Origin of the sequence: Roseateles aquae, assembly GCF_032337115.1 — a bacterium.
Lineage (GTDB): Bacteria > Pseudomonadota > Gammaproteobacteria > Burkholderiales > Burkholderiaceae_C > Roseateles_C > Roseateles_C aquae.
The window spans coordinates 169,347-184,260 of record NZ_JAVXZY010000002.1 but is presented as its reverse complement, the minus strand read 5'-3'; the positions used below and the strand labels follow the sequence as shown (position 1 = coordinate 184,260).

14 protein-coding genes are annotated in these 14,914 nt (G+C 66.5%); 8 read left to right on the top strand and 6 right to left on the bottom strand.

What is annotated here, in order from left to right; all coding sequences use genetic code 11:
* Positions 1-22: 22 nt before the first annotated feature.
* From RQP53_RS06120 to RQP53_RS06110, 3 genes are read right to left on the bottom strand one after another with little or no spacing between them, the layout of a single operon-like run.
* The gene (locus RQP53_RS06120) at positions 23-562 is read right to left on the bottom strand and encodes a chromate transporter (protein WP_315649345.1); all 540 of its coding nucleotides are present in this window, start codon (positions 560-562) and stop codon (positions 23-25) included.
* Positions 562-1,155, bottom strand: coding sequence for a chromate transporter (locus RQP53_RS06115; protein WP_315649344.1), 594 nt, complete (start codon positions 1,153-1,155; stop codon positions 562-564). The genes RQP53_RS06120 and RQP53_RS06115 overlap by 1 nt, the downstream gene beginning before the upstream one ends.
* 8 nt (positions 1,156-1,163) lie before the next feature.
* Positions 1,164-2,171: a D-2-hydroxyacid dehydrogenase family protein gene (locus RQP53_RS06110; protein WP_315649343.1), complete on the bottom strand. Its 1,008-nt coding sequence runs from the start codon at positions 2,169-2,171 to the stop codon at positions 1,164-1,166.
* Positions 2,172-2,296: 125 nt separating this feature from the next.
* On the opposite strand from RQP53_RS06110, the gene RQP53_RS06105 reads away from it, so the two are divergent.
* Positions 2,297-2,803 carry a DUF1993 domain-containing protein gene (locus RQP53_RS06105; RefSeq protein ID WP_315649342.1) on the top strand — a complete coding sequence of 169 codons (507 nt, stop codon included), beginning with the start codon at positions 2,297-2,299 and terminating at the stop codon, positions 2,801-2,803.
* 72 nt (positions 2,804-2,875) lie between these two features.
* On the opposite strand, the gene RQP53_RS06100 is transcribed toward RQP53_RS06105, so the two are convergent.
* Complete coding sequence (locus RQP53_RS06100) at positions 2,876-3,208, bottom strand: hypothetical protein (RefSeq protein WP_315649341.1); 333 nt, start codon at positions 3,206-3,208, stop codon at positions 2,876-2,878.
* The gene (locus tag RQP53_RS06095; protein WP_315649340.1) at positions 3,208-3,747 is read right to left on the bottom strand and encodes a hypothetical protein; all 540 of its coding nucleotides are present in this window, start codon (positions 3,745-3,747) and stop codon (positions 3,208-3,210) included. The genes RQP53_RS06100 and RQP53_RS06095 overlap by 1 nt, the downstream gene beginning before the upstream one ends.
* A 293-nt stretch (positions 3,748-4,040) precedes the next feature.
* Here RQP53_RS06095 and RQP53_RS06090 point away from each other — a divergent pair, with 293 nt between their 5' ends.
* The 7 genes from RQP53_RS06090 (at position 4,041) to RQP53_RS06060 (ending at position 13,807) form a co-directional block, all read left to right on the top strand.
* A complete protein-coding gene (locus RQP53_RS06090; RefSeq protein WP_315649339.1) occupies positions 4,041-5,960 on the top strand; it encodes an O-linked N-acetylglucosamine transferase, SPINDLY family protein in 1,920 nt (639 codons plus the stop codon).
* 23 nt (positions 5,961-5,983) lie between these two features.
* Entirely contained in the window at positions 5,984-8,377 is a 2,394-nt protein-coding gene (locus tag RQP53_RS06085) for a type I secretion system permease/ATPase (RefSeq protein ID WP_315649338.1), read from the top strand.
* 41 nt (positions 8,378-8,418) lie between these two features.
* Complete coding sequence (locus RQP53_RS06080) at positions 8,419-9,633, top strand: HlyD family type I secretion periplasmic adaptor subunit (protein ID WP_315649337.1); 1,215 nt, start codon at positions 8,419-8,421, stop codon at positions 9,631-9,633.
* A gap of 188 nt (positions 9,634-9,821) precedes the next feature.
* On the top strand, positions 9,822-11,177 hold the full coding sequence (locus RQP53_RS06075) for a TolC family protein (RefSeq protein WP_315649336.1): 1,356 nt from the start codon (positions 9,822-9,824) through the stop codon (positions 11,175-11,177).
* A gap of 110 nt (positions 11,178-11,287) precedes the next feature.
* Entirely contained in the window at positions 11,288-11,698 is a 411-nt protein-coding gene (locus RQP53_RS06070) for a sugar 3,4-ketoisomerase (protein ID WP_315649335.1), read from the top strand.
* On the top strand, positions 11,695-12,792 hold the full coding sequence (locus RQP53_RS06065) for a DegT/DnrJ/EryC1/StrS family aminotransferase (protein WP_315649334.1): 1,098 nt from the start codon (positions 11,695-11,697) through the stop codon (positions 12,790-12,792). The genes RQP53_RS06070 and RQP53_RS06065 overlap by 4 nt, the downstream gene beginning before the upstream one ends.
* Positions 12,793-12,811: 19 nt before the next feature.
* Positions 12,812-13,807 carry a glycosyltransferase gene (locus RQP53_RS06060; protein WP_315649333.1) on the top strand — a complete coding sequence of 332 codons (996 nt, stop codon included), beginning with the start codon at positions 12,812-12,814 and terminating at the stop codon, positions 13,805-13,807.
* 177 nt (positions 13,808-13,984) lie between these two features.
* Here RQP53_RS06060 and RQP53_RS06055 read toward each other — a convergent pair whose 3' ends face one another.
* Positions 13,985-14,743, bottom strand: a complete 759-nt coding sequence (locus RQP53_RS06055) for an acyltransferase (RefSeq protein ID WP_315649332.1) — start codon at positions 14,741-14,743, stop codon at positions 13,985-13,987.
* Between the last annotated feature and the right edge of the window lie 171 nt (positions 14,744-14,914).

Genomic DNA, 14,914 nt, shown 5'->3' with positions numbered 1-14,914 from the left:
TAATTCCGAGCGCAGACCCAGCTCAGACCCAACCCAGCGCGCCGGCCAGGCCGCCGGCCGCCACCATCCAGACCACGCTGTACTTGGTGCGCAGGCAAAAGAGCAGGGTCAGCCCGATCAGCAACAGCGTCGACCAACGATGTGCTGGCACGGCCAGATAGGGCTGGGCCAGCAGATAGCCGGTGGCCACGATCAGGCCCAGGGTCAGCGGCGCCAGGCCGGTGGTGAAGGCACGCACACCGATGGCCTGCTGATGTTCGCGCGCCCAGCGCGTGGCCAGCAGCACCAGCGTGGTGGAGGGCAGCATGATGCCGGCCATGGCGGCAAAAGCGCCGGCCGGGCCGGCGACGTTCCAGCCCAGCACCGCCACGAAGAGGATGTTGGGCCCGGGAGCGGCCTGGGCGAGGGCGATCGAGTTGGTGAAGGTGGTGTCCGAGAGCCAATGCTGCTGGGTGACCAGATAGCGATGCATCTCCGGCGCCGTGGTGATCGCGCCGCCAATGGCCAGCAGCGACAGCGCCAGAAAGTGCAGGAACAGCGAGAGCAGTTGGTCCCAGGGCATCACTGAGCCTCCTGCGCGGCCTGACGCTGTTCGAACAACAGGCAACGCCAGGCCCAGGCCATGCCACTGCCGCCCAGGCCCAGCACCACCCAGATCAACGGCCAGCGCAGCAGCGCAATGGTGATGAAGGCCAGCAGCGCCAGCAGCAGGCAGGGCAGCAGACCCATGGCGTTGCGGCGCAGGGAACTCAGCAGCTTGATGCCGGTGGCGGTGATCAACCCAGCCGCCACGGCCCCCATGCCACGCAGCGCGCCGGCCATGGCCGGATGGCTGAGCAATTGTTCCGAGACGGCGGTCAGGCCGAGCACGATCACACAGGGGATGGCGAACATGCCGGCCAGGGCCGCGAAGGCGCCGCGCAGGCCAAAAAAGCGGTCGCCAATCATCAGCGAGATATTGACGACATTGGGCCCGGGCAGCACCTGGGCCACGGCCAGGATCTCGACGAACTCCTCGCGGCTCAACCAGCGCAGCCGCTCGACCAGCTCGCGTTGCGCCACCGCCAGCACACCGCCAAAGCCTTGCAGCGCCAGCCGGTTGAAGGCCCAGAACAGCGCCGCGATGCTGGCGGGTTGGGCGCGGGCACCGTCCATCTTTGTGCTCAGCGCAGCACTTTCAGTGCCTCGGGGTTGATGATGTTGCTGGGCTCGCCGTTGATGAAATTCAGCACATTGTCGAAGGCGGCGTTGAAATACAGCTCATAGCTGTCCTGCTCGACATAGCCTATATGCGGCGTGCACACGGCGTTCTCCAGGCGCAGCAGCGGGTGGCCCTGCAGAATCGGCTCGCTCTCGAACACATCGATGGCGGCCATGCCGGGGCGGCCCCGGTTCAGCGCCGACACCAGCGCGCCGTCGGTCAGCAGCTCGGCCCGCGAGGTGTTGACGAACAAGGCGGTCGGCTTCATCCGTGCCAGGTCTTCGGCGATGACCAAGCCGCGGGTGGCCTCGTTCAAGCGCAGGTGCAGGCTGAGCACATCGCAGGTCTCGAAAAAGGCCTCGCGGCTGTCTGCCGTTTCCAGGCCGTCCAGCACCGCCTTGGCACGCGAGCCCTCGCTGCCCCAGATCAGCACCTTCATGCCGAAGGCCTTGCCATAGCCGGCGACCAGCTGGCCGATCTTGCCGTAGCCCCAGATGCCCAGCGTCTTGCCCTTGAGCACCATGCCGACGCCGAAGTTCGGCGGCATCGATGCGGCTTTCAGGCCCGACTGCTGCCAGGCGCCATGCTTGAGATTGCCGATGTACTGCGGCAGCCGGCGCATCGAGGCCATGATCAAGGCCCAGGTCAGCTCGGCCGGCGCAATCGGCGAGCCCACGCCCTCGGCGACGGCGATGCCCAGCCGCGTGCAGGCCTCGACATCGATATGGGCACCGACCCGGCCGGTCTGCGCTATCAGCTTCAGCTTGGGCAGCTTTTCCAGCAGCTGGCGGTTGAACTGGGTGCGCTCGCGTATCAGCACCAGCACATCGGCATCGCGCAGGCGCACCGACAGCTGGCCTATGCCCTTGACCGTGTTGGTAAAGACCTTGGCATTGAGCGGGTCCAGCTTGCTGGCACAGCGGAGCTTGCGCACCGCGTCCTGATAGTCGTCGAGGATGATGATATTCATGGCGTGCGGGCTGCATTGTGCCCTGTGCGCGGCCCGCTCCAACTGGGCTTTCGGCAGGCTTTCGGCATCGCCGCTACGATGCCTGCGCTTCACACCCCCGAAGTGCCCCCGTCAAAGGAAGTCCGATGAGTCTGACCATGTATACCGCCAGCATTCCCGTCTTCACCCGCATGTTGGGCAACGCCCTGACCTGGCTGGAACGCGCCGCCGCCCATGCCGAGGCGAAGAAGTTCGATCCGGCCGTCTATATGACGTTGCGGCTGGCGCCCGATATGTTCCCGCTGCCGCGGCAGATCCAGATCGCCTGCGATATGGCCAAGGGTGCGGCGGCCCGCCTGGGCGGCATCGAGGTGCCGAGCTGGGAGGACAAGGAAGCGAGCCTGGCCGAACTGGCTGAGCGCATCCAGCGCACGATCACGTTCGTCAACTCGGTGCCGCAGGCCAGCATCGAGGGCAGCGAGGCCCGTGCCATCGTGCTGCCGCGCCGGGTGGGCGAGCCGCTGCACTTCAGCGGCGAAGACTATCTGCGCGACTTTGTGCTGCCGCACTTCTACTTCCACCTGACCACCACTTACGGTCTGCTGCGCCAAGCCGGCGTCGAGCTGGGCAAGGCGGACTTCATCGGCCGCTGAGGCCGGCAAGGTCCACATCGCCCTCGGGGCCCTCAGTGCCCAGGTCTCGCTGGCATAGCCGGGCGCGTCGCATCAGGCCAGCAGCGGCGATCCGCTGAAGACGGCGGCGAGTGCCTGGCGCATGGCGCGGCGGTGGGCCTCGCCGACCTCGTCGTCGCTGAGAGCCGTGGCCAGCGCCGCTTGCAGCAGCCAGAGCTCGATCGGCTCGCAGGCCTGACGCACCAGCGCCTGCAGCCGCGCCGCCTCCGGGCCCTGGAGTTCGGCCGCGGCGCGGCTGAAGCTCAGGCGCAGGGCGACCAGGGCCTGACGCCTGGCGCTGCGGCCGCGTCGCTCGGCCGGATTGCTGCCGGCGGCGAATGACCAGGCCGGCACAAAGCCCGGCACCTCGCGCAGGGTCAGCTCCATCAGCGCCACCTGCTGGTTTGTGTCTCGGCGTCGGGCTGCTGGCTGTTCGTGGCGGCAGTCCAGAGGCGGCTGAGCCGGCTCACACGTGCCAAGGCCGCCAGCGCGCCCTCATGCTCGAACCAGACATTCAGCACCTGCAGCCGCCGTTCGGCCTCCCACTGGCTCAGCGCGCGGCCGACCTCGGTGTAGAAGCTGTTGCGCAGATGCCAGAGATCGCGGGTGCTGCGGGCCCGGTGCAGGGCGCGGCGCAGATCGCTGATCGGCGGCCCGCTGAGATCGGCCAGCCCATCAAGAAAAGCGCGTCGCGCCAGCCGCAGTTTTTCGACTTGTCGGCGTTGCCGGCTGGCCTCGTCGTCGCCGGGCAGCCAGCGCAGAATGCTTTGCAGCAGCGACTCGCCGCTGCGCCCGGCCAGGCGGCTCTGGCGCCAGCGCAGCAGCCGGGGCGGCGGCACGCTGTCGCGGTAGATGGTGGTGATGGCCGTGTCTGAAACAGGCGCGGCGGGCGTACGACTCCAACGACACAATCTTGCTATCTGCATTTTTTGGTCTTGATTTCGCGACTGGCCGCTCCCCTCCGGGCGGCGCTCTTCTGGGTTCTCGGCCGAAATTGCGCCGACTGAAGCGCGCAATCGACCGAACTGAGCGGCAATTCAGGGCTTTTTGAGTATCAGTTGCCACTTTTTGCGTGACTCGACTCAAGTCGAGCCCGGCGCAGCCGAGATGCTTATGAATAGGCGTTGATTCGCCCGGCAAATGCTGAGATTGCCGCCCTGGTGCGGCTCCTAACATCGGATCAGTCTGTCAAAAAGCCGCCTTGGCGGCCCGGATTGCCATGGACATCTCACGCCCAGCCGCTGCCACGCCCGCTCCCAGCCCAGATCCTGCCGCCACTGTTGCCGCCAGCCCCGCCGACGAGCGTCTGGCCCAGGTGCTGGCGCGCTCGCGTTCGGGGCAGATGCAGCTGCCGGAGCTGCTGGACACCGCCAATCAGCTGCATGCCACCGGCATGGCCGAGGCCTCCGCCCAACTCTACGAGAGCTGGATCGCCGCCACCGACTCGCCGCTGCGCCATATCGCCTGCTTCAATTGGGGCACGGTGCTGGGCACTTTGAAGCGGCCGGTTGAGGCTGAGCGCGCCTACCGCCACGCGATCGAGCTGCAGCCCGAATTTGCGCAGGCTTATCTGAACCTCGGCCACCAGCTGGAGCAGCAGGGTCGCAACGAAGAAGCGCTGGCCGCCTGGCGCGAGGTGGCGGAGAAGGGCACCGGTCTGCAGAACGCCGGCCCTGAGGCGCCGCAGCTGCGCCTGCACGCGATCAACAATATGGCGCGGCTGCTGGAGATGCTGAAGCGCTACGACGAGTCCGAGCCGCTGATGCGCCTGAGCCTGGAGCTGAAGGGCGATCAGAGCGATGTGATGCAGCACTATGTGCACATCCGCCAGAAGCAGTGCGCCTGGCCGGTCTACCAGACCATGGGCAAGGTGAGCCACAACCAGCTGCTCTGCGCCACCTCACTGCTGGCCACCTTGAGCGCCAGCGATGACCCGGCGCTGCAGCTGATGACGGCGCAGCGCTTTGTCCACGAGAAGGTGGTCAAGTACAGCGAGACGCCTTACCACCGGCTGGCCGTGGCCGCCAACAAGCCGCGCGAGGGCCGCATCAAGGTCGGCTATCTGTCCGGCGATCTGTGCATGCATGCGGTGGGCCTGTTGTCGGCCGAGCTGTACGAGCTGCACAACCGCGACAAATTCGAGGTTTTTGCCTTCAGTTGGAGCCGCGAGGACGGCACGCCGCTGCGCGCGCGGCTGAAGGCCGCCATGGATCACTACATTCCCATCGGCCATCTGGACGACAAGACGGCCGCGCGGCTGATCGCCGCCAGCGGCATCGACGTGCTGGTCGATCTGCAGGGCCTGACCAGCGGTGCCCGTCCCAACATCCTGGCCTACCGGCCGGCGCCGATTCAGGTCGGTTATCTGGGCCTGCCGGCCACCTCGGCGCTGCCCGGCGTTGACTGGATCATTGCCGACCGCTTTGTGATGCAGCCCGAGTACCTGCCGTACTGCAGCGAGAAGCCGATCTACCTGCCGCATTGCTACCAGGTCAGCGATCGCACCCGGCCGATTGGCGCCGAACCGACGCGGGCCCAGTACGGCATCCCCGAAGACGCCTTCCTGTTCTGCTCCTTCAACAACAACCACAAGATCGGCGAGGAAACCTTCGCCGCGTGGATGCGCATCCTCGGCGAGGTGGAGAACTCGGTGCTCTGGCTGCTGGCCGACAACCCCTGGGCGCAGAAGAACCTGCAGGCCGAGGCCGAGCGCCATGGCATCGATGCCAAGCGCCTGATCTTTGCACCGCGTGTCTCGCCGGCCGACTATCTGGCCCGCTTCCGCCTGCCCGATCTGGTGCTGGACACCTTCCCCTACAACGCCGGCACCACGGCCAGCGACTGCCTGTGGGTTGGCACCCCCATCCTGACCCGCTCCGGCCGCACCTATATCTCGCGCATGGCCGGCTCGCTGCTGCATGCGGTGGGCCTGCCCGATCTGGTGACCTACTCGCTGGACGACTACGTGAAGCTGGCGGTGCAGATCGGCAAGAACCCGGCGCGGGCTCGCTCCTACAAGCGCTTCCTGCGCGAAGAGGGCCGCAACTCGCCGCTGTTCGACCTGCCAACCATTGTTCGCGATCTGGAAAACGAGTTTGAACGGCTGGCGCTCGACGCCCGTGCCGACGGCCAGCTTTGATGCTTCTTGACTGACGGTTTCCTGTGTCCAAACGCCACGACCCCTTCTTCGACGCCACGCCTCGATCGGCCGCTGCCGGATCGATGTACCTGGCTGCGTCGGCGAAGCCGGTGCGGCCGGTGCCCGAGCCGGAACCCGTTCATGAGCCCGAGCCCGGCCCTGCCGAGCAGGCGGCCGTCGAGGCGGCCGAGATTGGCGACCCGCTGCTGCAGGCCCTGGTCTGGCTGACGAATTTCCATGGCCATCCGCGCTCGGCGGCCTCGCTGAGTGCCGGCATGCCGATTGAGGGGCCGCTGGGGCCGGATCAGGCGTTGCGCATCATGCGCGAGGCCGGCTACAAGGCTGGCCTGATGCGCAAGGCGCTGGACGATATCAATGGCCTCTTGCTGCCGGCGGTGATGTTGCTCAAGGGCGGCGATGCCTGCGTGCTGGCGCGCCGCCTGGTTGGCGAGCCCGGCATGGACGCGATCCGTTATGAGGTCGTTTTCCCCGGTGCGGAAGAGGGCGCCGCATGTGCGGCGACGGCGGCCGAGCTGGAGCCCGAGTACAGCGGCTTTGTGCTGGTGGCGACGCCGCAGGAAGTCTCGCAGGCGCATACCCGCAAGGACAACCAGGTGCTGCGCCCCGACAGTGCCCACTGGCTGTGGAGCACGCTCAAGCGCTTCTTCCCCTATTACCGCGCGGCCATGCTGGCGGCCTTGCTCAGCAATGTGCTGATGCTGGCCTCGGGCCTGGTGACCTCGGTGATCTACGACAAGGTCATCCCCAACCAGGCCTTTGTGACGCTGTGGACGCTGGCCATCGGTGCCGGCCTGGCCCAGCTCTTCGATCTGTTCGCCCGCCAGCTGCGCGCGCATTTGATCGATCTGGCCGGCCGCAAGGCCGATCTGATCATCGGTGCCCGGCTGTTCCGCCAGACCCTGGGCGTGCGCATGGAGCACAAGCCCGAGTCGGCCGGCTCCTATGCCCACTACCTGGCGCAGATCGAGGTGGTGCGCGATTTCTTCACCTCGGCCAGCATGTCGGTGCTGTCTGATCTGCCTTTCATCGTGGTGTTCATCGCCGTCACCTTCGTGATTGGCGGGCCGCTGGGCTGGGTGCTGGTGGCGGCAGTGCCGCTGATCATCGGCCTGACGCTGGCCATTCAGGGCCGCATGCGCCGCGCGGTGCGCGCGAATATGGCCGAGCAGGCCGATCTGCACGGCACGCTGGTTGAGGCGATCGAAGGCCTGGAAGACCTGAAATCGTCGGGCGCCGAAGGCCGCTTCCTGCGCCGCTACGAGACCAGCATGGCGGTGGTGGCCGAGTCCGGCTTGCGCAGCCGCGGCATGCACAGCTGGAGCAACAATATCTCGCAGAGCATGCAGCAGGCGGTGACGCTGGTGATGCTGGTCTGGGGTGTCTATCTGATTGCCGATGGGCAGATCACCGCCGGTGCACTCATCGGCGCGGTGATGTACGCCGGCCGGGCGATTGCGCCGCTGGGTGGGGTGGTGGCGCTGGCGATGCGTTTCCAAGGTGCACGCGCGGCGATGCAATCGCTGGACGCGATGATGGCCAAGCCGACCGAGCGCAGCGCCGATGCCAACTATGTGCCGCTGAACCAGGTGGCCGGGCGCATGGGCCTGCACGATGTCGGCTTTGCCTATCCCAGCCACAAGCCCGAGCTGCCGGCCCCCAAGGTGCTCAAGCATGTGACGCTGAAGTTGGAGCCCGGCGAGCGCATGGCCGTGTTGGGCCGCATCGGCAGTGGCAAGTCCACCGTGCTGCGCCTGCTGGCCGGTTTGTACCAGCCCACCGAGGGCATGGTCGAGGTCGATGGCCTGGACCTGCGCCAGGTCGACCCGGCCGAGTTCCGCCTGCATGTCGGCTTTGTGTCGCAGGAGCCGCGGCTCTTCCATGGCAGTCTGCGCGATAACGTCTTGATGGGGCGGCCCAATATCGATGCCGCCAGACTGGTTGAGGTGGCCCGGCTGACCGGGCTGGACCGTGTCGTGGCGGGCCATCCGCAGGGCTGGGATCTGCCGGTCGGCGAGATGGGCGGTCTGCTCTCGGGCGGGCAGCGCCAGCTGGTGGCGCTGGCACGCGCGCTGGTCACCAAACCCAAGATCCTGTTGATGGACGAGCCGACCAGCTCGATGGACGCGCAGTCCGAGATGGCCTTTCTGCGCCAGCTGCGTGATGCCGCGGGCAGCTGCACGCTGGTGGTGGTGACGCACCGGCCGGCCGTGCTGGAGCTGGTGTCGCGCATCGCGGTGATGGATGCCGGCCGCCTGGTGCTCGACGGTCCGCGCGACCAGGTCCTGGCCGCGCTGTCCGGCGTGCGCCCGGCGGCGCCGGAAAGCGCGCCGGCAGCGCAATCCAATCTGCATATGCATCCGGCCGCGCAGCCGGTGCAGCGCTCGGCTTCGGTGTGAAGGCCGAGTGGGGCGCCGTGAATCATGAGTGAGCGATAGAGATGGCCAAGAACACACCGGTGCTGGCCCGCGAGGAGGGTCTGTTTCTCAGCAGCCTGGCCGCGGCCCAGGTCGACGAACCGATGCCGCGCGCCACCTGGGCGATCTACCTGATGCTGGTCATCGTGGCGGTGGCCATTGGCTGGTCTTCATTCGCCAAGGTCGACCAGGTGACTCGCACCGATGGTCGCATCGTGCCCGACGGCAAGGAACAGGTCATTGCCAGCCTGGAAAGCGGCATCCTGCGCGAGCTGCTGGTGCGCGAGGGCGAGGAGGTCGAGGCCGGCCAGGAACTGGTACGGCTGGACCCGACCCGCGTCGAAGCGCAGCAGAACGAAGGGCAGGCCAAGCGGGTGTCGCTGTTGGCCAGCATTGCGCGGCTGCAGTCCGAGGCGACGGGCCAGGCCTTGCAGTTCCCACCCGAGGTGCTGGCGGTGCCGGCGATTGCCCGCTCGGAGACAGATTCGCTGGCCTCGCGCCGGCGCGTGCTTGATGAAGCCGTCAGCAGCATCGCACGCAGCGTCGGCCTCTTGCAGCGCGAGCTGAAGATGTCGCAGGACATGGCGGCCAAGGGGCTGATGTCTGACGTCGAGGTGATGCGGCTGGTGCGCCAGGTCAATGAGCTGCAGCAGCAACGCAATGAGCGCATCAGCCGCTTCCGTCAGGAGGCAGCCACCGAGCTGGTGCGTATGCAGAACGAGCTGGCCATGCAGGACGAGCAGATGATCGTGCGCCAGGACGCGCTGAGCCGCACGGTGCTGAAGTCGCCGGTGCGTGGCCTGGTCAAGAACATCCGCGTCAACACCGTGGGCGGGGTGATCACCACCGGCGCGCCCATCATGGAAATCGTGCCGCTGGGGCCCTTGGTGCTGATCGAGGCGCGCATCAAGCCCTCTGATGTCGGCTTCCTGCATGTGGGCCAGTCGGCCATCGTCAAGCTGACCGGCTACGAGTACAACCTCTATGGCGGCTTGGAAGGCAAGGTCGACTACATCAGCCCCGACGCCCTGGGCGATAGCGAGAAGGCCGGTGCCGATGGCCGCTACTACCGCGCCACCATCCGCTCGGAGCGCAACACGCTGCGCTACAAGGGCGAAAGCCTGCCGGTGATTCCCGGCATGAGCGCCACGGTGGAGATACGCACCGGCGAGCGCTCGATCCTGAGCTATCTGCTGCGTCCGATGCTGAAATCCAAGGAGGCGCTCAGCGAGCGTTGAAGGGATGATGGCCGGGGGCGCGTCGATTCGACGTTAGTCTGAGTCCATTTCTGAAAAGCCCGACAGCCGCGCCGCTGATCGGGCTTTAGCTTTTTCAGGCCTGTGTTGAAGTTGAGGCTTGCCATTGTTGTGTCGCGCGGTTTCCAGCGCAGGCGCAACCAGGCTGTCCAGATATGCCGAGCCCTGCCATGAAACTGCTTCCATCTTCCGCCCTGAAAGGCCTGCTTGCCGCGGGCATGCTGACGGCGCTGTTCAGCGCGCCGGTGCTGGCGCAAACACGCTGCGGCGAGGAGGAGTCGGGCAGTGCCAAGGTCGCTCGCGAGGCGGCGGCGCTGGAGCTCAGCAGTGAAGACCCGCGGGCCCAGCTGCAGCGCCTGGTCGACATGGCGCTGAAGCGCAGCCCTGCGCTGGGCGTCAGCAAGCTGCTGGCCCAGGCGGCGCGCGACGACTGGGAAGAGACCAAGGCGGCGCGTCTGCCGCAGATTTCCCTGAATGCGATGACGGTGGGCATAGGCGCCAAACAGGATGGCATCACCACCACCAAGGGCCTGCAGGGGAGGGTGGGGGTGAGTCTGTCGGCACCGCTGTTCGACTTTGGCCGCCAGCAACAGCTGACGGCCTGGCGTAGCCAGCTGGCCGATGCGGCAAGGCTGGGCCTGATCAGCACCGAGCAGCAGCTGGCGCTGCAGACGGTGTCGCTGGCGATGGAGCGCAGCCGCTACCAGCTGCAGATCCAGGTCTACCAGCAATATGTGCGCAAGATGTCCTGCATCGTTGAGGCGCTGGAAACCATCGTCCGTGCCGACCGTGGCCGCTCCAGCGAACTGGTGCAGGCACACAAGAACCAGCAGCAGGCCGAGCTCGCGGTGGAGCAAACCTATTCGGCACTGCGCCAGGCCGAGGTGCGGCTGAAGCGCTTTGTGGGCGACGATCTGCCACCCAGCGCCAGCTATGCCGCCTTGCTGACCACGGTGCCGGACCTGGCGAAGATGCAGGACGACATCCTGCTGGCGCCCGAGGTGGAGCAGCTCGATGCCCAGGCCCGCGCTCAGGCCAGCTATGCCGAATCGGTGGCAGCCGGGCAAAAGCCGCAGCTCAGCTGGGTGCTCAGCGGCAATCTGGCCGGCGGTGCCTCGCGGACCAGCGACTACACGGCCGGTATCAGCCTGAACATGCCCTTGTATCAAGCTGGCGCTGATGCGGCACTGAGTGCGGCCAGACGCCGCGCCGAGGCGACCCGGCTTCAGCGCGAGGAGTCGGTGCAGGCGCGGCGCTACCGTATTGCGGAATTGCATGAGGCGGCCTTGTCCTCGTTTGATCGCGCGCGCCGTACCGTCGAGATCTTGCGCAATAGCGAGCGGGTGCGCGCTACCACCTTGCAGCAGTGGCAGCAGTTGGGCCGGCGCTCCCTGTTCGACGTGATGGGCGCCGAGGGTGACTACTATTCGACCCGCATCGCCCATGTCAATGCGCTGTTCGACGGCCAGCAGGCGGTGGCGATGATGTGGTCCATGGGGCGGGGCGTGATGGCGCCGCTTCGATAGGAGCGATGGACGCAGTCTCGGGCCACGGATATGGGGCGCTGTCCCCGGCCTTTTTGCGTCGTCAACCCTGACAGCGGCACGCACAATCGTCTCATCGAACAGGGTGAACCATGAGCATAGAAAGCTGCCAGATCCTCGAGCTGCCCAAGATCCACGACCCGCGTGGCAATCTGACCTTCATCGAGGGCGGTGTCCACGTGCCGTTTGACATCCAGCGCGTCTACTACCTCTACGACGTGCCCGGCGGTTCCGAACGTGGCGGCCACGCGCACAAGGGCTTGCACCAGTTCATCGTCGCGATGTCGGGCAGCTTTGACGTCGTGCTGGACGATGGCAAGGACAAGAAGCGCGTGCACCTGAACCGCTCATACAACGGCCTCTACGTCTGCCCGATGATCTGGCGCGAGCTGGACAATTTTTCCTCCGGTGCCGTCTGCATGGTGCTGGCGTCCTCGCGCTATGACGAGGCCGACTACTACCGTGACTACGCCGAATTCATGCGTGCGAGGTGGAGCAAGTGATTCCATTCCTGGACCTGAAGCGCGTCAATGCCGCGCATGAGCCGGCGCTGCGTGCCGCCATCGACCGCGTGCTGGCCTCGGGCTGGTACATCCTCGGCGCTGAGAACGAGGCCTTTGAGCAGGAGTTCGCCCGCTACTGCGAGGCCAAACACTGCATCGGTGTGGCCAACGGCTTGGATGCGCTGACGCTGATCCTGCGTGCCTATGACATCGGCGCCGGCGACGAGGTCATCGTGCCCTCGAACACCTTCATCGCCACCTGGCTGGCCGTCAGCCAGGCCGGCGCGACGCCGGTGCCGGTGGACCCAGACCCGGCCACGCACAACATCGGCCCGGCGCTGATCGAGGCGCGCATCACGCCGCGCACCCGCGCCATCATGCCGGTGCACCTCTATGGCCAGCCGGCCGATATGGATCCCATTCTGGCAATTGCGAAGAAGCATGGCCTCAAGGTGATCGAGGATGCCGCACAGGCTCACGGCGCCCGCTATGCCGGCCGGCGTGCCGGCAGTCTGGGCGATGCCGCCGGCTTCAGCTTCTACCCGGGCAAGAACCTCGGCGCGCTGGGCGATGGTGGGGCCATCACGACCAGCGATGATCAGCTGGCCGAGCGGCTGAAGAAGCTGCGCAACTATGGCGCCAGCATCAAATACCACCACGAGTTCGCCGGTGTGAACTCGCGGCTGGACGAAATCCAGGCCGCGATGCTGCGCGCCAAGCTGCCGGCACTGGATGCCGAAAACGCCGCGCGCCGTGCCGTGGCCGCGGCGTACCTGGAGCAGCTGCAGGATCTGGAGCTGGGCTTGCCGGCGCAGCTGCCGCAGGCCGAATCGGCCTGGCATCTGATGGTCGTGCGCAGCCCGCGCCGCGAGGCCTTGCAGCGCGCGCTGAGCGCGGCGCAGATCGGCCACCTGGTTCACTATCCGATCGCCTGCCACCGCCAGCAGGCCTATGCCGACCAGAGCTGGCCGGACTTGCCGGTGGCCGAGCAGCTGCAGCATGAGGTGCTGAGCCTGCCGATCGCGCCCTATATGAGCGCCGACGAGGTCAGCCAGGTCGTCAGCGTGCTGCGCCAGGCGCTGAGGGCGGGCTGAGGCCACAAGGATTCGCACCATGCGCATCACCACCCTGGTTCCCGCCTACAAGAGCAAGTACCTGATGGAGCTGTTGACGGCGATGCGCCAGCAGACCGTCAAGCCCGCGCGCATCCTGTTCTCCGACGACAGCCCGAACCAGGACTTTGTCGCGCAATTGAATCAGCCGGCCGTCAAGACCGCGCTGGCGGACATGAACATCGAGGTCATCCCAGGTCAGCGCAATGGTGCCTGGAACAACTTCCTCTACCTGCTCAAGCAGTACGCGGGCCAGACCGAGCTGTTCCACATCTGGCTGGACGATGACATCTGCTACCCGACCTTTTACGAGCGCCATCTGCAGGCCCATGGCAGCGGGCAGGTCCATTGCGTGGTGAGCCGGCGCTGGACCGCATTGGAGAACGGCCAGCCGCTGCGCGAGCTGCCGGTACCCACGGCCGTTTCCTACCATCCCGAGCGCACCCTGGCCCTGGACGCCGGCACGCTGTTCGCCAGCACAGCGGCCGTTAGCGGCAATTGGTTGGGCGAGTTCTCCAACGCGACCTTCAGCGCCAGCATGGTGGCCGATATCGAGGCGTCGACCCTGGGTGGCCTCAGCTTTGCCGGTCTGGAAGATTTGGGCGCCTTCCTGATGGCCAGCCTGCGCGGGCCGGTCGGCTATATCAATGAGCCGCTGGGTTACTTTCGCACCAGCGGCGAACAGCATTCGGCCAACCCCTATGGCCGGCCGCTGAAGCTGGCCCATTTCGCCTACCTGGCGCTGGCGCTGGGCGGCTGGCGCGTCGGCCGGCTGAGCGAGGCGCAGGCCCTGGCCTGTCTGGCCAGCCTGTGCCCAACCATCGTGCAGCGCTATGGCCAGGAAGCCGATGTGCAGGAGCTGATCGCCACCATGGCCGATCTGCCCTCGGCGACGCCCGAGGCGCAACGCGCCTTCATCGGCGCCTGGCATCGCTATGCGGGGCTGTCGGTGCCGGTGCCGGAGGCGCTGCCCGAGGATCTCTTGGTCACCTCCTGAAGCTCGCGCGAGCTCCCTTCTGGGCACGACGAGGGCAATTCAACACAGACCACGGAGACACGGAGTCACAGAGTAGGCACAGAGTCAAGGCTCCGTGGACTTCTCTGTGTCTCTGTGTCTCTGTGGTCGATTCAAGCCCGCTCGCATTGGCCTCGCTCAGGCGGATGCAGCCGCCATTCAGGATAGGTTGGCGAGTGCAGCGGCCTCGGCCAGCCATTGCTGGACGACTGCCTCCGGATAGCCGCGGTGGAAGTGGTGGCGCCAGGGGTAGGCGGTGCGGCCGCTGCCGTCCTTGAGCTTCACCGCATTGGTGTTGCAGACGAACTTCGCCGGCGCACCAGCGGCGACGGTATCCGGTGCCACGTCGCGGTTGACCGAGCTGTGCGCGCCGATCAGGCAGCCCTGGCCCAGCCGGACGCCGGGCAGGATGATGGACATGGTGGCGATGGCCGCATAGTCCTCGACGGTCGCGCCCATCATCACATGGCTGGGCGGGTGCGGGTCATTGGTCAGCACCACATAGGGGAAGATCCAGACGAAGTTGCCAATCTTGGAGTGCTGGCCGATGTGCACATTGCTGTGGAAGCGCACATAGTCGCCGATCTCGCAATGGCCCTGGATATCGCCCAGCGTGCCGATCTGGAAGTTCGCGCCGGCATGGGTGCGTTCGCGTACGGTGACGCGGTGGCCAGTGACCAGCCGCTCGCCGAAGCGCGAGCCGGCATAGAAGATGCTGTGCGAGCGGATCAGCGCCTTGGCACCGATCTCGAGCTTGGCGCCTTCGGCCAGCGCGGTGGGGTAGCCGATCTCGCAGTGCGAATCAATGGTGCTGCCGTCGCCGATCACCACATCGTCATGAATGATGGTGAAGGGACCGACGCTGACATCGCGGCCCAGCTGGGCGCGTGGCGAGACGATGGCGGTGCTGTGGATCATCGTGAAATCCTCCAAGGGCACGGGGCGCCGACGGCGAAGTTCGAGCGCATGCTAGCAGCATAAATGCAGGGCCCGCGGTCCAAAGCACGAGCAACAGCAGCAATGCCCCTCAGTTGCGCGGCCAAGCACTCAGCGGCACGAATGGCAGAAGGCCCGCGATGCGGTGAGCAT

Bases quoted from the DNA above. Each gene is read 5' to 3' on its own strand.
- RQP53_RS06120 (WP_315649345.1), bottom strand. From the start codon at position 562: ATGCCCTGGGACCAACTGCTCTCGCTGTTCCTGCACTTTCTGGCGCTG.
- RQP53_RS06115 (WP_315649344.1), bottom strand. From the start codon at position 1,155: ATGGACGGTGCCCGCGCCCAACCCGCCAGCATCGCGGCGCTGTTCTGG.
- RQP53_RS06110 (WP_315649343.1), bottom strand. From the start codon at position 2,171: ATGAATATCATCATCCTCGACGACTATCAGGACGCGGTGCGCAAGCTC.
- RQP53_RS06105 (WP_315649342.1), top strand. From the start codon at position 2,297: ATGAGTCTGACCATGTATACCGCCAGCATTCCCGTCTTCACCCGCATG.
- RQP53_RS06100 (WP_315649341.1), bottom strand. From the start codon at position 3,208: ATGGAGCTGACCCTGCGCGAGGTGCCGGGCTTTGTGCCGGCCTGGTCA.
- RQP53_RS06095 (WP_315649340.1), bottom strand. From the start codon at position 3,747: ATGCAGATAGCAAGATTGTGTCGTTGGAGTCGTACGCCCGCCGCGCCT.
- RQP53_RS06090 (WP_315649339.1), top strand. From the start codon at position 4,041: ATGGACATCTCACGCCCAGCCGCTGCCACGCCCGCTCCCAGCCCAGAT.
- RQP53_RS06080 (WP_315649337.1), top strand. From the start codon at position 8,419: ATGGCCAAGAACACACCGGTGCTGGCCCGCGAGGAGGGTCTGTTTCTC.
- RQP53_RS06075 (WP_315649336.1), top strand. From the start codon at position 9,822: ATGAAACTGCTTCCATCTTCCGCCCTGAAAGGCCTGCTTGCCGCGGGC.
- RQP53_RS06070 (WP_315649335.1), top strand. From the start codon at position 11,288: ATGAGCATAGAAAGCTGCCAGATCCTCGAGCTGCCCAAGATCCACGAC.
- RQP53_RS06060 (WP_315649333.1), top strand. From the start codon at position 12,812: ATGCGCATCACCACCCTGGTTCCCGCCTACAAGAGCAAGTACCTGATG.
- RQP53_RS06055 (WP_315649332.1), bottom strand. From the start codon at position 14,743: ATGATCCACAGCACCGCCATCGTCTCGCCACGCGCCCAGCTGGGCCGC.